This is a genomic window from Amycolatopsis sp. cg5 (genome assembly GCF_041346955.1).
Classification (GTDB): Bacteria; Actinomycetota; Actinomycetes; order Mycobacteriales; family Pseudonocardiaceae; genus Amycolatopsis.
This window is the reverse complement of the sequence record NZ_CP166849.1, coordinates 7755460-7773643: the sequence shown is the minus strand read 5'-3', so window position 1 is coordinate 7773643 and position 18184 is coordinate 7755460. Positions and strand designations below refer to the sequence as shown.

Annotated in this window: 18 protein-coding genes; 10 read left to right on the top strand and 8 right to left on the bottom strand. The window is 69.2% G+C overall.

The window, feature by feature from the left end; translation table 11 throughout:
* Positions 1-121 precede the first annotated feature (121 nt).
* A complete protein-coding gene (locus tag AB5J62_RS35105) occupies positions 122-1744 on the top strand; it encodes a M4 family metallopeptidase (protein ID WP_370944297.1) in 1623 nt (540 codons plus the stop codon).
* Between the two features lie 54 nt (positions 1745-1798).
* Here AB5J62_RS35105 and AB5J62_RS35100 read toward each other — a convergent pair whose 3' ends face one another.
* The 5 genes from AB5J62_RS35100 to AB5J62_RS35080 all read right to left on the bottom strand — a co-directional run bounded on the left by AB5J62_RS35100 (position 1799) and on the right by AB5J62_RS35080 (position 8693).
* Complete coding sequence (locus AB5J62_RS35100; RefSeq protein WP_370944296.1) at positions 1799-3013, bottom strand: RNA polymerase sigma factor; 1215 nt, start codon at positions 3011-3013, stop codon at positions 1799-1801.
* Positions 3006-3428 carry a YciI family protein gene (locus AB5J62_RS35095; RefSeq protein ID WP_370944295.1) on the bottom strand — a complete coding sequence of 141 codons (423 nt, stop codon included), beginning with the start codon at positions 3426-3428 and terminating at the stop codon, positions 3006-3008. Before AB5J62_RS35095 ends, AB5J62_RS35100 begins: the two co-directional genes overlap by 8 nt.
* A gap of 126 nt (positions 3429-3554) precedes the next feature.
* Complete coding sequence (locus AB5J62_RS35090) at positions 3555-4484, bottom strand: hypothetical protein (RefSeq protein WP_370944294.1); 930 nt, start codon at positions 4482-4484, stop codon at positions 3555-3557.
* A gap of 110 nt (positions 4485-4594) precedes the next feature.
* The gene (locus AB5J62_RS35085) at positions 4595-7399 is read right to left on the bottom strand and encodes an AAA family ATPase (protein ID WP_370944293.1); all 2805 of its coding nucleotides are present in this window, start codon (positions 7397-7399) and stop codon (positions 4595-4597) included.
* Between the two features lie 73 nt (positions 7400-7472).
* The gene (locus AB5J62_RS35080; RefSeq protein ID WP_370944292.1) at positions 7473-8693 is read right to left on the bottom strand and encodes an RNA polymerase sigma factor; all 1221 of its coding nucleotides are present in this window, start codon (positions 8691-8693) and stop codon (positions 7473-7475) included.
* Between the two features lie 134 nt (positions 8694-8827).
* Here AB5J62_RS35080 and AB5J62_RS35075 point away from each other — a divergent pair, with 134 nt between their 5' ends.
* From AB5J62_RS35075 to AB5J62_RS35065, 3 genes are all read left to right on the top strand, one after another.
* Positions 8828-9175, top strand: coding sequence for a YciI family protein (locus tag AB5J62_RS35075; protein ID WP_370950418.1), 348 nt, complete (start codon positions 8828-8830; stop codon positions 9173-9175).
* A gap of 144 nt (positions 9176-9319) precedes the next feature.
* Positions 9320-9799 (top strand): SgcJ/EcaC family oxidoreductase, encoded by a 480-nt coding sequence (locus AB5J62_RS35070; protein WP_370944291.1) that lies wholly within the window; start codon positions 9320-9322, stop codon positions 9797-9799.
* Positions 9800-9817: 18 nt separating this feature from the next.
* The gene (locus AB5J62_RS35065) at positions 9818-10282 is read left to right on the top strand and encodes a peroxiredoxin (RefSeq protein ID WP_370944290.1); all 465 of its coding nucleotides are present in this window, start codon (positions 9818-9820) and stop codon (positions 10280-10282) included.
* 274 nt (positions 10283-10556) lie between these two features.
* Here the strand turns inward: AB5J62_RS35065 and AB5J62_RS35060 are convergent, their stop codons facing one another.
* The 3 genes from AB5J62_RS35060 to AB5J62_RS35050 form a co-directional block, all read right to left on the bottom strand.
* Positions 10557-11012 carry an SgcJ/EcaC family oxidoreductase gene (locus AB5J62_RS35060; RefSeq protein WP_370944289.1) on the bottom strand — a complete coding sequence of 152 codons (456 nt, stop codon included), beginning with the start codon at positions 11010-11012 and terminating at the stop codon, positions 10557-10559.
* A gap of 32 nt (positions 11013-11044) precedes the next feature.
* Positions 11045-11506 carry an SgcJ/EcaC family oxidoreductase gene (locus AB5J62_RS35055; protein ID WP_091289597.1) on the bottom strand — a complete coding sequence of 154 codons (462 nt, stop codon included), beginning with the start codon at positions 11504-11506 and terminating at the stop codon, positions 11045-11047.
* 96 nt (positions 11507-11602) lie between these two features.
* Entirely contained in the window at positions 11603-12829 is a 1227-nt protein-coding gene (locus tag AB5J62_RS35050) for an aminotransferase class V-fold PLP-dependent enzyme (protein ID WP_370944288.1), read from the bottom strand.
* A gap of 131 nt (positions 12830-12960) precedes the next feature.
* Here AB5J62_RS35050 and AB5J62_RS35045 point away from each other — a divergent pair, with 131 nt between their 5' ends.
* From AB5J62_RS35045 to AB5J62_RS35020, 6 genes are read left to right on the top strand one after another with little or no spacing between them, the layout of a single operon-like run.
* Positions 12961-14565: a phytoene desaturase family protein gene (locus AB5J62_RS35045; RefSeq protein WP_370944287.1), complete on the top strand. Its 1605-nt coding sequence runs from the start codon at positions 12961-12963 to the stop codon at positions 14563-14565.
* Positions 14555-14887, top strand: coding sequence for a hypothetical protein (locus tag AB5J62_RS35040; protein WP_370944286.1), 333 nt, complete (start codon positions 14555-14557; stop codon positions 14885-14887). Before AB5J62_RS35045 ends, AB5J62_RS35040 begins: the two co-directional genes overlap by 11 nt.
* Positions 14884-15405 carry a hypothetical protein gene (locus tag AB5J62_RS35035; RefSeq protein WP_370944285.1) on the top strand — a complete coding sequence of 174 codons (522 nt, stop codon included), beginning with the start codon at positions 14884-14886 and terminating at the stop codon, positions 15403-15405. The genes AB5J62_RS35040 and AB5J62_RS35035 overlap by 4 nt, the downstream gene beginning before the upstream one ends.
* Positions 15402-15734: a hypothetical protein gene (locus AB5J62_RS35030; protein ID WP_218134824.1), complete on the top strand. Its 333-nt coding sequence runs from the start codon at positions 15402-15404 to the stop codon at positions 15732-15734. The genes AB5J62_RS35035 and AB5J62_RS35030 overlap by 4 nt, the downstream gene beginning before the upstream one ends.
* Positions 15734-16552: an SDR family NAD(P)-dependent oxidoreductase gene (locus AB5J62_RS35025; protein WP_370944284.1), complete on the top strand. Its 819-nt coding sequence runs from the start codon at positions 15734-15736 to the stop codon at positions 16550-16552. The genes AB5J62_RS35030 and AB5J62_RS35025 overlap by 1 nt, the downstream gene beginning before the upstream one ends.
* Positions 16545-18002, top strand: coding sequence for an aspartate aminotransferase family protein (locus AB5J62_RS35020; protein WP_370944283.1), 1458 nt, complete (start codon positions 16545-16547; stop codon positions 18000-18002). The genes AB5J62_RS35025 and AB5J62_RS35020 overlap by 8 nt, the downstream gene beginning before the upstream one ends.
* The last annotated feature ends 182 nt before the right edge of the window (positions 18003-18184 follow it).

The following is an 18184-nucleotide window of genomic DNA, read 5'->3' as shown; positions in this document are numbered from 1 at the left end:
ACCCCCCAACGGCGGGTAAGTAGTTCACTACCTACTTTCGGCTCTTTGGCGTCTTCTCGCGTTTCCCCACACTTTCCGCACGGGTCACATCGGCTGGCCCTGGCGCGGAAGGTCTTCTTAAATGTCTTCAAGGATTCTGGCCGTTTTCACGGCCGCGTTGGCGACGTCTTCCCTCGTGGTCGGCGGTGCGGCGGCCACGGCGCAGACCGACCAGGTGAGCACCGACGCCACCGGTCGCGTGATCGCGGTCGAGCCCGCCACCCCGGCGGCCGCGGCCGCCGGCGCCACTTCGGACACGTCGGCGGCCGCCCGCTCGCACACTCCCAAGCTGGCGAAGCAATTCCGCGTCACCACCGGTGAACTGGCGCTGACCGGCGTGACCTCGCTGCCCGGCGGCAGCGTCGCCAGGCTGCAGCAGAAGATCGGCGGCGTGCCCGTCTACGGCGCGCAGATCGTGCAGGATCTCGACAAGAACGGCGCGCTGCTCGCGGCGGTCGGCAAGACCACCCAGCGCACCACCGGCGCGTTCCCCGCCGACGCGGCGGCCGCGCGGGCACTCGCGAGCAAGGCGGCACTCGACGCCGTCGCCGAGCGGGACGCCACTGCCAAGGGATTGCGTGCCGACGCGGCGCAGACCTATTGGTACGACGCCAGTTTGGGCGGTGAGGCGCAGGACGCCACCGCCGTCCCCGCCTACTTCGTGCCGGTGCGCGGCGCGAACCCCGAGGACAAGTGGACCGTCGTCGTCCGCGCGGAATCGGCGCAGGTGCAGGCCGTCTGGGGCGAGACCAAGCACGCGACCAACCGCGTGGTGTGCGACGCGAACCGCAAGATCGTCGACCTCGACATCGCGACCGAAGCCGACATCCGCTGCGGCACCGGCCTCGCGTTCGGGGTCACCCGCAAGGAGGGCCAGGCGGCCGTCGCGACGCAGGACGTCAACAAGGTCTACGACTACTTCGGCGCGGCGCAGAACTTCTTCAGCCAGTACACCGGCTACGACCTGACCGCCAACATCGGCGCCGACTACGGCGACGGCCGGGGCAAGGCGCTGCGCGGCACCGTGCGGATGTGCGAGATCAGCACCGAGAACGACGGCCTCCGCCACACGCAGTGCCCGTGGACCAACGCCTTCTGGGACGGCGAGCAGATGGCGTTCGGTGAGGGTGTGACCACAATGGACATCACCGGGCACGAGCTCACCCACGGCGTCACGCAGCACACCTCCGGTTTGGACGGTGGCTACGCCGCCCAGCTGAACGAAGGCATGTCCGACGTGTTCGGCAAGTTCATCGCGATCAAGGCGAACGACCCCAACGCCACCGGCGCGAACCGCTGGCTGCTCGGTGTCGGCTCCTCGCTCGGCCAGGTACGCGACATGAAAAACCCGAGGAACTCCGGCGAGGGTCCGCACCCTGACCGCGTCAACGGCGCGTACTGGACCGGCCCGAACGCCGACCCGCACACCAACGCGGGCGTCGTCGGCAAGACCGTCTACCTGATCACCGACGGCGCGACCTTCAACGGCCAGACCGTCCGCGGCATCGGCGAGGACAAGTCGATCGCGCTGTGGTGGAAGGTGGAGAACCTGCTCCGCGCGAACTCCACCTTCAAGGACCTCGGCATCGCGCTGAACTCGGCGTGCACCACCAACGCCCGAACCGGCGTCGCGGGCACCACCACCGCCGACTGCACCCAGGTCGCCAACGCGGTCAAGGCCACCCAGCTGAACATGGCCTCCTGACCGAATCCAGACAGAAGGCTCCCCGTACCAGGTTCGGCCTGGTGCGGGGAGCCTTCACCATTTCTCCGGGCTTGGCAGTCCGGCCGCGCGGGAGCGTAGATAGCGTTGCTGGGCGAGACTCGGTGACATCGCGGCGGCTGTTTCGTAGGCGGCGCGGGCGGATGCCGTGTCACCCGCCATCTCGAAAAGGTGGGCTCGGGCTGCGGGCAGCCGGTGATCCGATTTCAGGCGTGCGTCGTTTTCCAAGGCCTGCAACAGGTTCAGGCCGTCCTCGGGGCCTCGGACCATGGTCACGGCGACGGCGTGGTTCAGCGCGACGACCGGGTTGTCGGAAAGGCGCAGCAGGATTTCGTACAGGGCGAGGATTTGGGGCCAGTCCGTTTCGGCGGCTGACGGAGCCTCGTCGTGGAGCGCCGCGATGGCGGCCTGGATCTGGTAGGGGCCGGGCTTCTGCCGGGGCAGGACCTTGGTGAGGATCGCCGTGCCTTCGGCGATGAGCGAGGCGTTCCAGAGGGAGCGGTCCTGCGATTCCATCGGGACGAGGGAACCGTCGGGGGACAGGCGGGCCGGGCGCCTGGCGTCGGTCAGCAGCTCCAGCGCGAGAAGGCCCGCCGCCTCGCCGTCGCCGGGCAGCAGGCGGACCAGCAACCGGGTGAGCCGGATCGCTTCCTGGGACAAGTCGTTGCGGGGCAGGGACGCGTAGCCCTCGGTGAAGATCAGGTAGAGCACGTGGAGCACCGCGGCCAGCCGGTCCGTGTGGTCGGGAGGCAGGGCGAAGGGGATTCCGCCCGCCTTGATTCTTTCCTTCGATCGGGTGATACGGCGGGTCATTGTTCCTTCTGGCACAAGGAAAGCGCGCGCGATCTCGGCGGTGGTGAGGCCGCCGACGGCCCGAAGTGTCAGTGCTATCTGAGACGCTGTGGAAAGTGAGGGATGACAGCACAGGAACAGGAGGATCAATGAATCGTCGGAGTCAGGGATCGGGCCGGTCGGCACCGGGCGTGCCGCCTCTTCACGGCGGTGGCGGGACTGTTCGGCGCGCAAGAGGTCGGTCAGCCTGCGGGAGGCCACCGTGATGAGCCAGGCCCGAGGGTCGTCCGGGCGACCCTGGGCGGGCCATTGAACGGTGGCCGCCAGCATGGCTTCCTGGACCGCGTCCTCCGCGAGGTCGAAGTGGCCGTAGCGGCGGACGAGGGCGCCGAGGACCCGCGGTGCGAGCACACGCAGGTCCTCGAAGCCCTCCTCGGAGCGCTCGGCGCCGTCAGGCATCCAGGTCGTTCCTGGAATCCGCGATCGGCCGCACGTCGACGTACCAGTCACGGCCGAGGTCCGAACCCTCGGGATGCGGGGTGTGCGCGAGCTGGGCGGCTATCTCGGTCGCGCGGTCGAAGCTCGCGCAGTCGACGAGGGTGTAGCCCGCGAGCACTTCCTGCGTTTCGGCGTACGGGCCGTCCGTGACCACCGGGACGCCGTCGCGCACGGAGATGCGGCGGGCGTGCACGGGCGCGGTCATGCCCTGGGCGTCGACGAACTCACCGGACTCGACGAGGGCGCCGTTCCACTTCTCCATGAACTCGCCGAGCCTGGCGAAGTCCTCTGGAGTCCAGGTGGGGCCCTTCGTCGGGCCGCCGGCGAGCATGTCGTAGTCCTTCTGCGAGCCGAACATCATGATGAGGTACTTCATGGTCTTCTCCCTGCTCTAGGTGGTCGTTCGTCAGGGACGTCGGAGCCGCCGGGCCACACCGGACATCATTCTCGGAAAAACCCGAAGGCCCCGCCACCAGAGGGGGCGGAGCCTGTGGGGGGAACGTCAGCCGACCGGCTTGGCCATGGCGAACCAGTTGAACGTCTCGACCATCTGGCGGGTGGTGCCGACGTAGCGGGGACCGGTGAGCTCCCAGCGCTGGACGAAGCGGTAGGTGCCGGGCTGGACGCTCTCGTCCTCGGGGGTGTTCTCGTCGTCGGCGACCGGGACGTACTCCCAGATGTTCTTGCGCTCCAGGGTGACGTCCAGCGACTCGTAGGCGGACTGGGTGTTCAGGTAGCCGTCCTGGCCGTGGTCACCGGCGCGGCCGGGGTCGGCCAGCTTGAGCTGCATGGTGGTGCCGTTGAAGGTGCCCTTGGCCGAGACGACGGTGACGATGTGGCCGCCGTTGCGCTGCAGCGAGCCTGCCTGCGGGCCCGCCTTGTAGCGGCCGTAGACCAGCTGGACCGGGCCCTGGTTCAGCCGCTTGGCCAGGTCACCGGCGAAGTCGGCGCTGGTCGCGGAGCTGATGTTGCCGTCGGCGGTCGACCAGCCGGCGTCGCGGGCCGGCTTCGTGGCGATGTTCCACGCGGTGCGGAGGTTGCCCATCTTGGTGCCGCCGTCGTACTTGGCGTCGACCCCGATGCGGCCGATGGAGTTGGTGATGACGTTGTAGTCGGCCTGGTCCTTCGGCTCGAGGTTGCCGACCCGGGTGGTCACCCAGCCGATCGGCGCCTTCTGGACATGGGACCAGTAGTGCATGACGTTGTAGAGGGAGGTGGGGCCGCAGTAGGCGTTCCCGTTGTTCTCGAGCCCGGCGCGGAACTGGTCGACGTCGCTGACGCCGCACTGCTTGACCTCGAAGGTGGGGCCGGTCAGGTCGGAGACCTTGACGCAAGGCGGCGGCGTGCCGAGGTCGGCCGACGCGGTCGCCGGGTAGATGGCGCCGGCGAGGGCGGTGGTGGTGACTGCGGCGAGGATGGTCTTGCGGATCATGGCTTCCTACCTCCGGTGTGGTGCTGCCTGTTGGTAGGTGAAGCTTGTTCGCCGGGATCCCCCAAACGCATGAGGGACGATCCCTCAACCCATGTCTGGGGGGGGGGTGCCTACGCCAGGACTTTCGCCAGCTCACGGCGCCCGTTGATGCCGAGCTTGGTGTAGATCCGGCCCAGGTGGTTCTCGACCGTCTTGGGGGTCACGAACAGTTCCTGGGCGATCTCCCGGTTCGCGCGGCCGAGCGCGGCGAGGTCGGCGACCCGGCGTTCGCTGGCGGTCAGCGCCTCACGACCGGCGAACATCGGCCTGCGCGGACGGTCGCCCAGTGCTTCGAGCGCCTCGACGCCACGCTTGCGCAGCATGTCCGAGCCGCATTCGGTCGCCAGGTCGATGCCGCGGTTGAGCGGGACGCGTGCGTCGGTGCGCCTGCGGGCGACGCGCAGTGCTTCGCCGAGGTCGACCAGCGAGCGGGCCAGGTGCAGACGCGACGGCGATGTCTCCAGCACTGCCACGGACTCGGTGAGCAGATCGAGCCTGCGCGACGCGTCCGCGTGCGCGAGCAGGCGCAGGGCGGCGCCGACCTCGGTCGCGGCGCCCCACCTGCGCGCGATGACGAGCTGTTCCTCCGCCAGCGTGAGTGCCTCGGCTTCGTCGCCGAGCAGCATCGCCGCGCGGACGGCCGGCAGCCGCCAGGGGATGGACGGCGGGTCGACGCCGACCGCGAGCATCGCGTCACGCTGTAAGAAGGCCTCGGTCCTGGCCTTGATCGGGTCGCCGAGTGCGAGCGCGAGCAGCGCGCGCGGCTCGTGCAGCCACATCATCGGCATCATGCGCGGCGCGTCGGCGTGCTCGGCGTCGAACCTGGCGAGCACCGCTGCCATGCACTCGAAGTCACCGCGTTCCAAGGCCGCGTAGGCCATGAAATGCGTCGAGGTCGCGCGCAACGCGATGACCTGCGGCGCGGGATCCTCGTGCTGGATCGCGGCCAGGGTGCCTTCGGACTCGGCCTCCATGAACCGGACGTTCCCGAGCCGCCAGTTGAGGAACAGCGCCGCGTTGGCCACCATCGCGAACTCGACCGGAGAGCCGTGTGCCCGCACCCGCGACCTGGCCCGGTCGATCTCGCGCCTGGCGTCGTCGACGCCGTCGGCGGAGATCAGCGCGAGCAGCGCGACCACCCAGGCGACCATCGCGTCGGTGCTGCCGGTCGCGTCGTCGAAGTAGGCGCCGGTGGACAGCGCGCGCAACGCCGTCTCGGCGACCTCGCTCGACGGCCGGACCTCGTACCGGCCCATCTGCGCGAGCAGGCCGAGCAGCGTGCGCTCGTCGGGCGTGCGGCCGCGCAGGTCGGCGAACAGGTTGAGGTGCTCGGAGGCGGCGTGCCGCTGATCGGCCAGGAACGACCGGATCACCGCGAGCCTGGCCTCCAGGTGCAGCCTGCCGTTGTCGCGGACGCCGATCGTCCACTCGCCGATGGCGGCGTTGAGCTCGGCGATCGCGGCGACCGGGCCGTCGACGACGGCGGTGGCCGAAGCGGCGGCCGCGACGAGTTCCGCGTTGGGCAATCCGGCGGCGGCGACGCGCAGATGGCGCCTGGCCTCGGTGGCGTCGCCGGCGCGCAGCAGCGCCCTGCCCAGCTCGGCACGCAGCCCGGCGTCGTCGGGACGCTCGTCGACGGCGCGGATCAGATGGGCGACGGCGGTGCGGGCGTCACCGGAGGCGAGCAGCGACGCGGCGGCCTTGCGCAGCACGTCGGCCGCGTTCGGCAGCGTGCCGCGCGGGGCCTGCGCGAGGTGCGCGGCGACGCGGTCGGCGGCGGCTTTGGCGGTCCAGAGCCTGGTCGCGGCGCGGGCGTGCAGCGTCGACCGGCCGACCGGGCCGAGTTCGGCGAGCACGGCCTCGCGCACCACGGGGTGGATGAAGGCGAGGTGGTCGCCGTCGTCGGCCAGCACGTTCGCGGCGACGAGCGCTTCGACCGCGACCGACAGCCCGCCGGGGTTCAGCCCGACGACGGCGGCGGCCAGCCACGGGTCGCAGCCGTTGCCGAGCACGGCGGCGGCGCGCGCCAGGTGGATGGCCTCGCCGGGCAGTCGTCCCATCGCGGCGCGGAAGATGGTGCTCGGCCCGAGCTTCCCGACCCGGTCGGCCGTCGACGCGATGGTCAGCGGCAACCCGAGCGCCGCGAGCTCGTCGACGAGAACCTTTGCCAGGAAAGGGTTTCCGCCACTCGCCGCGTGCACGGCGGTCACCACCGTCTCGTCGGCGGGCCCGATGAGCTCGCCGAGCGCCTCGGAGGTCAGCGGGCGCGGCAGCATCCGCTCGGCTTGGCGGGAGACGCTGAGCTGGGCCAGCGGGCCGGTGCTCTCGGCGGGCGGGCGGGTCGCGACGATCAGCGCGATCGGCAGGTCGGCGATGCGGCGCGACAGGTAGACGAGGAACTGCAGCGACGACAGGTCGGCCCAGTGCGCGTCGTCGACCGTGATCAGCAGCGGGCGCGTCGACGAGAGGTCGACGGCCACCCACCACAGCGCGTGCAGCGTGCGGGCCAGCTCGGACTCGGACGGATCGGCGGCCGCGGTGTCGAGCGCGGTCAGCGCCGCGCCGGACGGCCCGGCCAGTATCTTTTCGCGGATTTCGCCGCTGTAGCGCGAAACGGACCGCTCGACCATCTGCCGCACGACACCCCAGGCCATCGCGCCTTCGAGCGCGTCGCCCACCGCTTGCAGCCGCCCGAAGCCGCGATCCTTCGCGAGCGCGCGGGTGTCCTGGACGAGACGGGTCTTGCCGATGCCCGCGCGGCCCTCGATGACCACCACGCGCCCCTCGCCGCGCGCGGCCGAGTCGAGTGCGGCCTCGATGCGCCCGACCTCGTCTTCGCGTTCGAGCAGGGGAACTCCAGGTACCGGTGGGCGCACGTCGGAATACTAACGGTCACTGATCCACCAAACCGGGATAAAGCCCGCTTAACTCCCCGGAGTAAAGCGGGCTTTATCCCGGGTCCGGGAGGGCGCCCGCCTTGCCGAGCAGGTAGTTCCGCTCGGGGATGCTTTCGGTCCGCGAGGCGGCGAGTTCGTAGGAGGTGCGGGCCGCCGGGAGGTCGCCGGTCATCTCGAACAGGTGGGCGCGGACGGCGGGCAGCCGGTGGCCCTTGGCGACGCGAGGGTCGTCGTCGAGGGGTTTGAGCAGGTCGAGGCCGGTCTCGGGGCCGTCAGCCATGGCGGCGGCGATGGCGTGGTTGAGGGTGACCATCGGATTGGGTTCCAGGCGTTCGAGCAGCTCGTAGAGCAGGACGATCTGCGGCCAGTCGGTCTCCGCGGTGCTCGGCGCCTCCGCGTGGACCGCCGCGATGGCGGCTTGCAGCTGGTACGGGCCCAGCGGGCCGCTGGCCAGCGCCTCGGTGGTGAGCGCGACGCCCTCGGCGATCGCGCCGGCGTCCCACCGGCTCCGGTCCTGCTCGGCGAGCGGAGTCAGGCTGCCGTCGGGGCCGGTGCGGACGGCACTGCGCGCGTCGGTGAGCAGCATCAGCGCGAGCAGCCCGGCGATCTCGGTGTCCTCCGGCAGCATCCGGCGCAGCACCCGGGTGAGCCTGATGGCCTCGCCGGTCAGCTCGACCTGGTGCAGTTCGGGGCCGGACGTGCTGGTGTAGCCCTCGTTGAAGATCAGGTACAGCACGTGCAGCACGACGGCGAGCCGGTTGGCCCGCTCGCTCTCCGGCGGCAGCTCGAACCGCCCGCCCGAGGTCTTGATGCGCTGCTTGGCCCGGCTGATGCGCTGGCCCATGGTGGCCTCGGGGACCAGGAAGGCCTTCGCGATCTGCGTGGTGGTCAGGCCGCCGACCGCGCGCAGGGTCAGCGCGAGCTGCGAGTCTTCGGACAGACTCGGGTGGCAGCACAGGAACAGCAGGATCAGCGAGTCGTCCCGGTCCGTCAGCGGCTCGTGGACGGTCGGCTCCTCGAGCGCGTGCACCGACTCTTCACGACGGCGGCGTGCCGATTCGCTGCGCACCCTGTCGATCAGCCGCCGGGACGCGGCCGTCACCAGCCACGCCGCCGGATTGTCGGGAAGGCCCGATTCGCGCCAGCTCACCGTCGCTTCGAGCAGCGCGTCCTGCACCGCGTCTTCGCAGAGGTCGAACTGCCCGTACTTGCGCACCAGCGTGCCCAGCACCCGCGGCACGAGCTCTCTGACCAGGTCGTCGGCAGTCTTCACGCCCACTATGGTGCCCGGTGCCGAAAAAGACGCGCGAGCCGATGTAGAGAACGGCCCGTCCGCTCCGACCAACCAGCGAGAGGCGCCGAGCACGGCGCCGTGACCAGCCAAAGGAGTGTGGACCCGTGAAGTTCATGCTGATCATCCACATGAACCCGGACACGTGGGCCGGTATGGACGAAGAGACCCAGCACAAGGTCATGAACGGCCACGACGCGTTCCAGGAGAAGATCAGGGCGACCGGCGAGATGGTCGGCACCTGGGCGCTCGCCGACCCGGACAAGAGCTCGGTCGTCCGCACTCGGACCGTCACCGACGGCCCGTACCTGGAGGCTAAGGAGTTCCTGGCCGGTTACTACGTCATCGAGACTGAGAGCCGGGACCGGGCGTTAGAGATCGCCGCCATGATGCCGGAGGTCGAATTCGGCGGCCAGGGCATCGAAGTGCGCGAAATCCTCCACTACGCAGGCCCCACCGCCTAAGGGGCTCGTGCGCGTTGCGGGCGGTTAGAAGCGCCCGCAACGCGCACGAGCTTTTGCGCAAAGGAGAGGACTTTGCGCCCGTGCCCTGTGCGGGATGGTTGTCGGGACCGATCGGCGCGCGACCATAACCAGGGAGACAACAGCATGGCTGCAACGACCACGCCGTGGGGTGACGCGTCGGCCATCCTCGCCGCCGCGGGCATCGAAGAGGACACTTCGTATTACCGCGAGTTCACCGGCGAGGACGAGAAGGCCGTGCTCACGGTCGCGATGCGCATCCAGGAAGGCTGGGAGCGCAACGACGCCGACTTCTTCGCCGAGACCTTTGCCGACAACGGCAGCCTTCTGATGAAGGACGACCAGCTCACCAGCCGCGAGCAGATCCGCGACTACATGAAGGCGGGCTTCGAGGGCTTCTTCAAGGGCGCGCGCGTGCGTGGCTATCCGCTGGCGGTCCGGTTCCTGAGCGACGACACGGCGCTGGTGATCAGCCAGGGCGGGATCCTGCTCGAGGGCGAGACCGAGACCGCGCCGGAGCGGCAGGTCCGGGTGACCTGGGTGATCGTCAAGGACGGCGGCTCGCTGAAGCTGCTGTCCCACCAGACCAGCCCCATCAAGGGATGAGGGAAAGGGAATCGGCTCATGGCGGTGGAAACAGGTTCGGCGGCCCCGGACTTCACCCTCGGCGACCTCAACCGGGAGCAGGTGACGCTCAGCTCGTTGTGGGGTGAGAAGAACGTGCTGCTGGTGTTCTTCCCGTTCGCGTTCAGCCAGATCTGCCAAGGCGAGATCTGCCAGGTCCGCGACGAGCTCGCCGGGTACGCCGACGAGGACGTCCAGGTGGTCGGCGTTTCCGTCGACACCCCGTTCAGCCTGAAGGCGTGGGCGGAGCAGCAGGGCTTCACGTTCCCGCTGCTGTCGGACTTCTGGCCGCACGGCGAGGTCGCGAAGACCTACGGCGTCTTCAACGACATCGGCGGCATGGCCAATCGTGGCACCTTCCTCATCGACACCAAGGGAATCGTGCGGTTCGCCGAGATCGTGTCGCCTCGCGAAGCCCGCGATCAGGCCAACTGGAAAAAGGCGGTCGCCGCGCTGCGCGGCTGATCCGCGTCACCGCCGAGCCCCCGCGCGCCGCCCCTCGCGCGGGGGCTCGGCCATGCCCGCCCACCCCAGGCCCGCGATAAAGCGGGCTTTACTCCCGGGTGTTTAGCGGGCTTTATCCCCCGGAGTAAAGCCTGCTTTATCCCTGGGGGTTTAGCGGGCTTTATCGCTGGGAGTAAAGCCTGCTTTATCGCGGGGCTGGCCAGGGTTTTGGGTGCGCGATAAAGCCCGCTTTACTCCGGGGAGTAAAGCGGGCTTTATCGCGGCCGAGGAGAGCTCAGCCCGTGATGGGGCTGGTCTGGTGGTTCAGCAGCTTCCAGTCGCCGTCTTCCTTGACGATCACCCAGGTCGCGCGGACCTGCCGCTCCGGGGCGATCTCGGTCTCGCCGTCGAGCAGGATGCCGCCCTTGGTGACGGCGAAGGCCACGGTGTCCGACAGCTTGCGGATGACCACCGGGGTCTCTTCGAGCCGGGCGCCCTTGTAGGTGCCCTTGAAGGCCTCGGTCATGTACTCGAGAACCTCTTCGCGGCTCTGGAGCTGCTTGTCGCCGACGAGCATGCTGCCGTTGTCCGTGAAGACCTCGGCGAACAGGTCGGCGTCGTTGCGCTCCCACGCGCCGCGGATGCGCAGGGGGACGGTGAGCACCGCGCCCTCTTCGCCGTTGGGGAAGTCGCCGTAGTTGGCCGCCCACTTCTTGGCGCCTGCGACGAGTTCGGATGCCTTTCCTGGCATGGGTTTCTCCTCGAAGTCGAAGTCGGTGGGGGTTACCAGCGCAGGGTGGCGCCGGCGCCGCGGGGGCTGTTCTGGTAGCCGGCCAGGTACCACTGGCCGTCGTCCTTCTTCACGGTGATCCAGGTCGAGCGGACGGCCAGCTCGGGGTCGATCTCCGTCTCGCCCGGCGCGAGGATGCCGCCGTGGGTGCGGATCAGCGCGACCGTGTCGGAGGCGAACCGCAGGTCCACCGGCTGGCCGGTCACGCCGCTGCCCTTGAACGGGCCCGCGTACGCGGCCTTCATGAACGCCCGGATCTCTTCGCGGCCGACCTTGTACACGTCACCCGGCAGGATGAGGATCCCGTCCTCGGTGAACACCTCGGCCACGCCGTCGGCGCTGTTCTCCGCCCACGCCCCCACCAAGCGGAGCGGGACACTCAGCACTTCCTTCTCACGCTCGGAAGTGAACTGCCCGTAGTAAGCCGTCAACCTATCTTCGGCACTGACCGACATAAAAGTCTCCTCATCGAAGCGATCGCATACCTATGGTCGTCCCCGATTCATTGTCCGTGCGGGAGACGGCGCCGCTTCCTTTTTCCTGCGGCCGATTCAGGCGGCGGCGCGGGTGGCCGTGAGGTCGGCCAGCGCGGTGACCAGGCGGTCGACGTGCGCGCGGGTGGTGCCGAGGCCGATGCTCGCGCGGACGATCGAGCCGTCCGAACCGCCGTGCAGATGGCGCACCAGGTTGTGCGCGCACATCTTCCCGTCGCGGACGCCGACGCCGTAATGGTCGGACAACGTCTGGGCGAGCTGACGCGCTTCCCAGCCGTCGACGACGAACGAGACGATGCCCACCCGCGCCGATTCGGGACCCCACAAGGAAAGTTCACGCAATCCCGGCACCATCGAGAGACCGAGGCGCAAGCGGCTGAGCAGTCGTTCTTCGGCCGCGACGAGTGACGGCCAGCCCGCCTCCGTCAAAGTGGTGCAGGCGGCGGAAATCGCCAGCGCGCCAAGGACGTTCGGGCTGCCCGCCTCGTGCCGTTCCTGGGGATCGGTCGCCCAGACGACCGTGTCGGGGCCGACCATCTTGCTGGCGCCGCCGCCGCGCAGGTACGGGTCGGCCTGGGTGAGCCAGTCGCGGCGCCCGATCAGCACGCCGGCGCCGAACGGCGCGTAGAGCTTGTGACCCGAGAAGGCCACATAGTCCACAGTGGACATGTCCATCGGCCGGTGCGGGGCGAGCTGCGCGGCGTCCACCGCGATACGCGCGCCGCGGGCGTGCGCGGCTGCGGCCAATTCGTCGACGGGCCACAGCTCGCCGGTCACGTTCGAAGCCGCGGTCACCACGAGCAGCGAGCCGGGCGAAAGCGCGCTCGACGCCGCCGCGACGGCTTCCTCCGCCGAGGCTGGCATGGGCAGGCGCACCACGAAATGCCGGTGCAGCCAGGAAAGCAGGTTGGCGTGGTGCTCGGATTCGAAGACCACGACCGTGGTGTCCAGCGGCACGCACGAGGCGAGCAGGTTCATCGAGTCGGTCGTGTTGCGGGTGAAGATCACCGCGTCGCCGGGCCGGGCGCCCGCGAATCGGCGGACCGTCTGCCTGGCGTCTTCGTAAGCACGGGTGGTCAGCTGAGAAAGGCGCCCGGCGCCGCGATGCACGCTGGCGTACAAGGGAACCGCCAAATCCAGGGCTTCCTTGACCGCGAGCAGGCAGGGCGCGCTCGCCGCGTAGTCGAAGTTCGCGTAGGGCACCGACGATCCGTCCGCCAGCGGCACCCGGACCTCCGTGCCTGCCACCGCGGGTAACGCCGAGTCCATCAGATGGGATGACACGGTCGGCCTCCAGGTGAAGTTTCCCCGAACGAGCATGTCCAAGGCCTGGGAAGCACCGCAACTCTGGTCGTGCTCCATCGCAGAGCATCCTCAGAGATGACGTGAACGTCCTGGCGTCGCACGATGAATCCGTGAGTGACACATATGACGTGATCGTGGTCGGAGCCGGGCACAACGGCCTGGTCTGCGCGGCTTATCTGGGACAGGCGGGCTACCGCGTCGCGGTGGTCGAACGGCGCGACTTCGTGGGTGGCGCTTGCATCACTGAAGAGGTCTTCCCCGGGCACCGGTTCAGTACGGCCAGCCTGGTGACCACCTTGTTCCGCAAGGAGATCATCGAAGACCTCAAGCTCGCGAAGCACGGGCTGCGGGTGATGGAGCGCGATCCATCGGTCACCGCGCTTCTCGCGGACGGGAGACACCTCAGCTTCCGTACCGATCCCGCGAAGATGCACGCGGAGATCAGCAAGTTCTCCACGCGCGACGCGGACGCGTACTTCGAATACGGCGCCGCGATGCGCCGGGTCGCGAGATTCGCCGAGCCGTACGTGACCGGCGCGTCGAGGGCGCCGCTGTTCGAGGACATCCCGGCGCTGAAGTCGATTCTGCGCGCGACGTCCGAGCTCGACGACAAGGACCTGCGGCTGCTGGTCGGCACGCTCTTCGGCAGCGCCCGTGAGGTGCTCGACGAGTGGTTCGAGTCCGAGCCGCTGAAGGTCACCCTCGCCACCGACGGCACCGTCGGCGTCGACGGCGGCCCGTCCACGCCGGGCACCGCCTATCTGATGCTCTACCACCAGATGGGCACGACCGAGGACGCGCGCCCCTCGTGGGGGCAGGTCAAGTGCGGCATGGGCAGCATCACGCGTGCGCTCTCCGCGGCCTGTGAAGAGTTCGGAGTGGACATCTACACCGGGCGCGCGGTCAAGCAGATCCTGCTCGGCAGCTGCCCCCGCGCCATCGCCTGCCGCGGTGTCGAACTCGAGGACGGCACTCACATTTCCGCGAAGGCCGTGGTTTCGGCAGCCGACCCGTCGACGACCTTCGGCAAGATGGTCGACCCGGACGTCGTGCCGCCGAGCTATCGCGCCGCGCTGGCGAACCGGCCGCACGCCGGTGTCGCGGGCAAGGTCCACCTGGCACTGGACCGGCTTCCGGAGGTTCGCGGTTTCGAGGGGTACGGCGAGCACTTCAACGGGACGCTGCAGATCCTGCCGGACATGGATCACCTCGACAAGGTGCACGCCGAGATGCGCGCGGGCATCCCGCCGACCCAGCCGCACGTCGAATGCTCGATCCCGAGCATCCTCGACCCGGACGTCGCGCCGCCCGGCAAGCACGTCATGAGCATGTACCTGCAGTACCTGCCGTATCAGCCCGCCGGCACGACCTGGGACGAGATCAGGGAGTCCTTCTTGGACAACCTGCTGGCCTACGTCGAGCCGTACCTGCCCGGTCTGACCGCGGCGGTCACGCACCGCAAGCTGTTCGCGCCGCCGGACATCGAGCGCGAGATCGGCCTGCCGGGCGGAAACCTTTACCACGGCGCGATGTCGCCGCTGGACCTGTTCGCCGGGCGTCCCGTCGCCGGCTACCCCGACTACCACACCCCGGTGCCCGGCTTCTTCCTCTGCGGTTCGGGTACCCGGCCGGGTGGCGGTGTGTTCGGCATCCCCGGCCGCAACGCCAGCGAGACCGTGCGCCGGTACTTCATGGAGCGGCGAAATGGCCGGTGAGGGTGACTACGACGTCGACCTAGGACTCATCCAGTCGATTTCCCTGCCCAGCGACGGAAAGATTCCCGGCGCGCTCACCAGCGTGGCTGGCCAGGAGCACTACGACGCCTATTTCCGCCTGGTCCGGCAGCGGCCGGACCTGGCGGACTGGACACAGTCCTGTTTGGACGTCCAGCGTGACGTGCTGGTCGACCTGGAGCGCAGCTCACTGTCCGATGAGGACAAAGTCGCGATCTTGGCGGGCTGCGTGGTCACCCTGCACAGCACGCTGGCGGAATGGGTGGCGCACGCACAGGACGACTTCGGGGAGGCCGCGGCGTGAATGACACCAGGCAGGCCGTGCTCCGCTGGAAGCTGGGGCACCAGCTTTTCCACCTGAATCTGGCGGCGATGAACGGTCTGCTGGTGCAAGCGGGCGCGGCGTTGGAGCGGTCTCGCTGGTCCGAGCTGGCGTCGGTCTTCGGCAAACTCACGATCCTCTACGACGCCGCGACCGCGACGATGCGCTACGCCGCGGACTTCGGCGCGGACACCTACGAGCGGGTGATCCGCCCGTCGATGGCGCCGCCGTTCATGACGCCGGGTTTCTCCGGCACGCTCAACATCGAGCACGAGCGGATGCTGTCCAGCCTCACCACGGTCCGCCGCAAGTTCAAGGCGGCCGACCGGGCCGGGCGCGTGCCCGACGACGTGCGCGCCGCGGCCACCCGGTTGTGGTCCGCGCAGTCGCGCAACCGCCGCCACCACATCTTCGTCTGCGAAAAGTTCGTGCCGGAAGGGAAATCCCTGCTGTCCGAGCACTTCCGCCAAACCACGATGCACGAGGAGACAGAGTCATGATCCACGTTCTGGAAACCTGGGAAATCAAGGACGACTTCGCCGACCGCGTGCCCGAGCTGATGCAGAAGATGGACGACCTGGTCGGCCCGCGTGCGCACGAGCACCCGGCCTTCCTCGGCCACGCCACCTTCTACCAGCACGAGGCGCAGCCCACCAAGGTGTGGGTGATGTACCCGTGGCGCAGCCGCGAGGAGGCCGAAGACCTGATCGGTGGCGAGCACCCGCTGCTCGGCGACTTCGAGGCCACCTACTGCACCGGGCCGCGCGAGATCAGCTACCTCAACGAGGTCCCGCACGAGCACGACCACGACGACGACCACGACCACTGATGGAGACGCGGCTTCTGGGCACCGACCAGGTCGCGCTGGTCACCGGCGGCGCGCGCGGGATCGGCAGCGCGCTGTGCGCGCGGCTCGCCGAAGAGGGCGCGATGGTCGCGGTCAACTACCGCAGCGACGCCACGAGCGCGCAGGCGCTGGTGGACCGGCTGCGGTCGTCGGGGGCCCGCGCGATCATGGTCAAGGCCGATCTGTGCGAGCCGGAGCAGGCCGAGCACGCCGTGCGCCAGACCGCGGAGGTGTTTGGCGCGGAAGTCTCGATACTGGTCAACAACGTCGGTGAGTTCGTGCTCGGCGCGGCGGCGGAAACCTCGGCGCAGCGCTGGAAGGCGATCATCGACAGCAACCTCAACTCGGCGTTCTACGCGACCAAGGCGGCGCTGCCCGGCATGCGCGCGCGGGGGTTCGGCCGCGTGATCACCATCGGGCTCGCGCCGGCGCTCGAGGTCAGGGGCGCGCCGAACCTCGCGGCGTACACGGTGGCGAAGACCGGGATCGCGGTGCTGACCCGGTCGCTGGCCACCGAGGAGGCCAGGCACGGCATCACGGTGAACTGTGTCGCGCCTGGCCTGATCGACAACGGCCACCTGCCGCCGGAACAGGCCGGCTGGATGGCGAAGCGGGTGCCCGCCGGACGGCTGGGCACCTCGGACGACATCGCCGACGCGGTGGCGTTCCTGGTCTCCGACCGGGCCGGGTACATCTCCGGCGCCACGCTCTCGGTGTCGGGCGGCTGGGACTGGGGTGACCGTCCGGTCGACCACGACGAGGACGTGACCGAACTCTTCGCAGAGGCAGCCAATGTCTGAGGAACCCGGCGACTGGGCCCCGGCCCAGTTCGAGGAGCACGGCAGGGAACTCCTTGCCGTGCTCCGGGAGCATTTCGAATCGATCCGGCAGGTCCCGGTGACCGTCCCGACCGGCACCGGTGACCTGTCGGCTTCGCTGCTGTCCGGCCTGCCGGAGCAGGGCGTCGACTTCGAGCGGATCCTGGCCGACACGCGCGAGCTGGTCGTGCCGTACCTCGTGCACTGGAACCACCCGTCGTTCCACGGCTACTTCTCCAACAGCGCCAGCTTTCCCGGGGTGCTCGCCGAGACGATGACCGCGGCGCTGAACGTCAACGCCATGCTGTGGAAGAGCGGCCCGGCGGCGTCCGCGCTGGAACGGGTCGTGCTCGGCTGGATCTCGGAGATGGTCGGCTACCCCGAGGACTCCGACTCCGTGCTCGTCAACGGCGCCTCGCTGGCCACGCTGTACGCGCTCGCGGCCGCGCGGGACGCCGCGCTCGGGCCGAGTGTGCGGGTCGAGGGCCTCGCCGGGCGTGACCTCCCGGTGCTGCGGCTCTACACCTCCGATCAGGCCCACAGCTCGGTCGACAAGGCCGCCATCACACTGGGCTTCGGCACGGCGAACCTGGTCAAGATCCCGTCGGACGACCAGTACCGGATGCGGCCGGACGCACTGGAAGCGGCGATCTCGGCCGACCTGGCCAACGGGTTCAAGCCGGTCGCGGTGGTCGCCTCGGTCGGCACCACCTCGGTCGGCGCGGCCGACCCGGTGCCCGCGATCGCCGACATCTGCGAGCGCAACGGCGTGTGGCTGCACGTCGACGCCGCGTTCGGCGGTTTCTGGCGGCTGGCGCCGTCGCTGGCAGGCAAGGTCGAAGACCTGACGTTGGCCGACTCGCTGGTCGTCAACCCGCACAAGACGCTGTACATCCCGATGGAGGCGTCGGCGCTGTACTGCAGGCACCGCGGCGCGCTGGCGGACACCTTCCGGCTGGTCGCCGAATACCTGACCTCGGCGCAGGACGAGCACACCGTCGACTACATGAACCTGACCCCGCAGCTGGGGCGCAGTTTCCGCGCGCTGAAGCTGTGGTGGGTGATCAGGACGTTCGGCAGGGCCGGACTCGCCGAGCGGCTGGAGCACAGCGTCCAGCTGGCGAACTGGCTTCGCGAGGAGGTCGCCGGGGAGCCGCTGTGGCGGGTGCCCGTCGACTCGATCTATCCGTTGGTGTGCCTGCGTTTCGAGCCCAGCGGCGACCGGGAGACCAACGACTGGCTCAACGCCGAAATCGTCGAAGAGGTCAACGCGTCCGGAGAGGCCTTCATCTCCCACACGGTCATCGACGACGGATACGTGATCCGGGTGTCGATCGGCAACATCCACACCACGCGCGCCGACGTCGAACGGCTCTGGCGCACGCTACAAGAGATCGCCGCCCGGAGGTTTTCCATGCAGAGGGCGGCTTGAATGTTTATGCGCGCTCAAGTTTTCGCGTGGACAGGGCTCCGCCCTGGCCCCGCGAAAACTTCCGTCCTGACGGCCGGAAAAGAGGCGCGCACCGTGAAGACTCTCAGGCGCCAGGGCGCCTTCGAGTCAGCATTGCCTCACCTGGGCGTTGCTGGATGACCTGAGTTGAGGAGTGAGGCAGA

Excerpts from the sequence above, each read along its gene's own strand:
- AB5J62_RS35105 (WP_370944297.1), top strand. The coding sequence starts at position 122 with ATGTCTTCAAGGATTCTGGCCGTTTTCACGGCCGCGTTGGCGACGTCT.
- AB5J62_RS35100 (WP_370944296.1), bottom strand. The coding sequence starts at position 3,013 with ATGCCTGACGGCGCCGAGCGCTCCGAGGAGGGCTTCGAGGACCTGCGT.
- AB5J62_RS35095 (WP_370944295.1), bottom strand. The coding sequence starts at position 3,428 with ATGAAGTACCTCATCATGATGTTCGGCTCGCAGAAGGACTACGACATG.
- AB5J62_RS35090 (WP_370944294.1), bottom strand. The coding sequence starts at position 4,484 with ATGATCCGCAAGACCATCCTCGCCGCAGTCACCACCACCGCCCTCGCC.
- AB5J62_RS35075 (WP_370950418.1), top strand. The coding sequence starts at position 8,828 with ATGCTGATCATCCACATGAACCCGGACACGTGGGCCGGTATGGACGAA.
- AB5J62_RS35070 (WP_370944291.1), top strand. The coding sequence starts at position 9,320 with ATGGCTGCAACGACCACGCCGTGGGGTGACGCGTCGGCCATCCTCGCC.
- AB5J62_RS35065 (WP_370944290.1), top strand. The coding sequence starts at position 9,818 with ATGGCGGTGGAAACAGGTTCGGCGGCCCCGGACTTCACCCTCGGCGAC.
- AB5J62_RS35060 (WP_370944289.1), bottom strand. The coding sequence starts at position 11,012 with ATGCCAGGAAAGGCATCCGAACTCGTCGCAGGCGCCAAGAAGTGGGCG.
- AB5J62_RS35055 (WP_091289597.1), bottom strand. The coding sequence starts at position 11,506 with ATGTCGGTCAGTGCCGAAGATAGGTTGACGGCTTACTACGGGCAGTTC.
- AB5J62_RS35040 (WP_370944286.1), top strand. The coding sequence starts at position 14,555 with ATGGCCGGTGAGGGTGACTACGACGTCGACCTAGGACTCATCCAGTCG.
- AB5J62_RS35030 (WP_218134824.1), top strand. The coding sequence starts at position 15,402 with ATGATCCACGTTCTGGAAACCTGGGAAATCAAGGACGACTTCGCCGAC.
- AB5J62_RS35025 (WP_370944284.1), top strand. The coding sequence starts at position 15,734 with ATGGAGACGCGGCTTCTGGGCACCGACCAGGTCGCGCTGGTCACCGGC.
- AB5J62_RS35020 (WP_370944283.1), top strand. The coding sequence starts at position 16,545 with ATGTCTGAGGAACCCGGCGACTGGGCCCCGGCCCAGTTCGAGGAGCAC.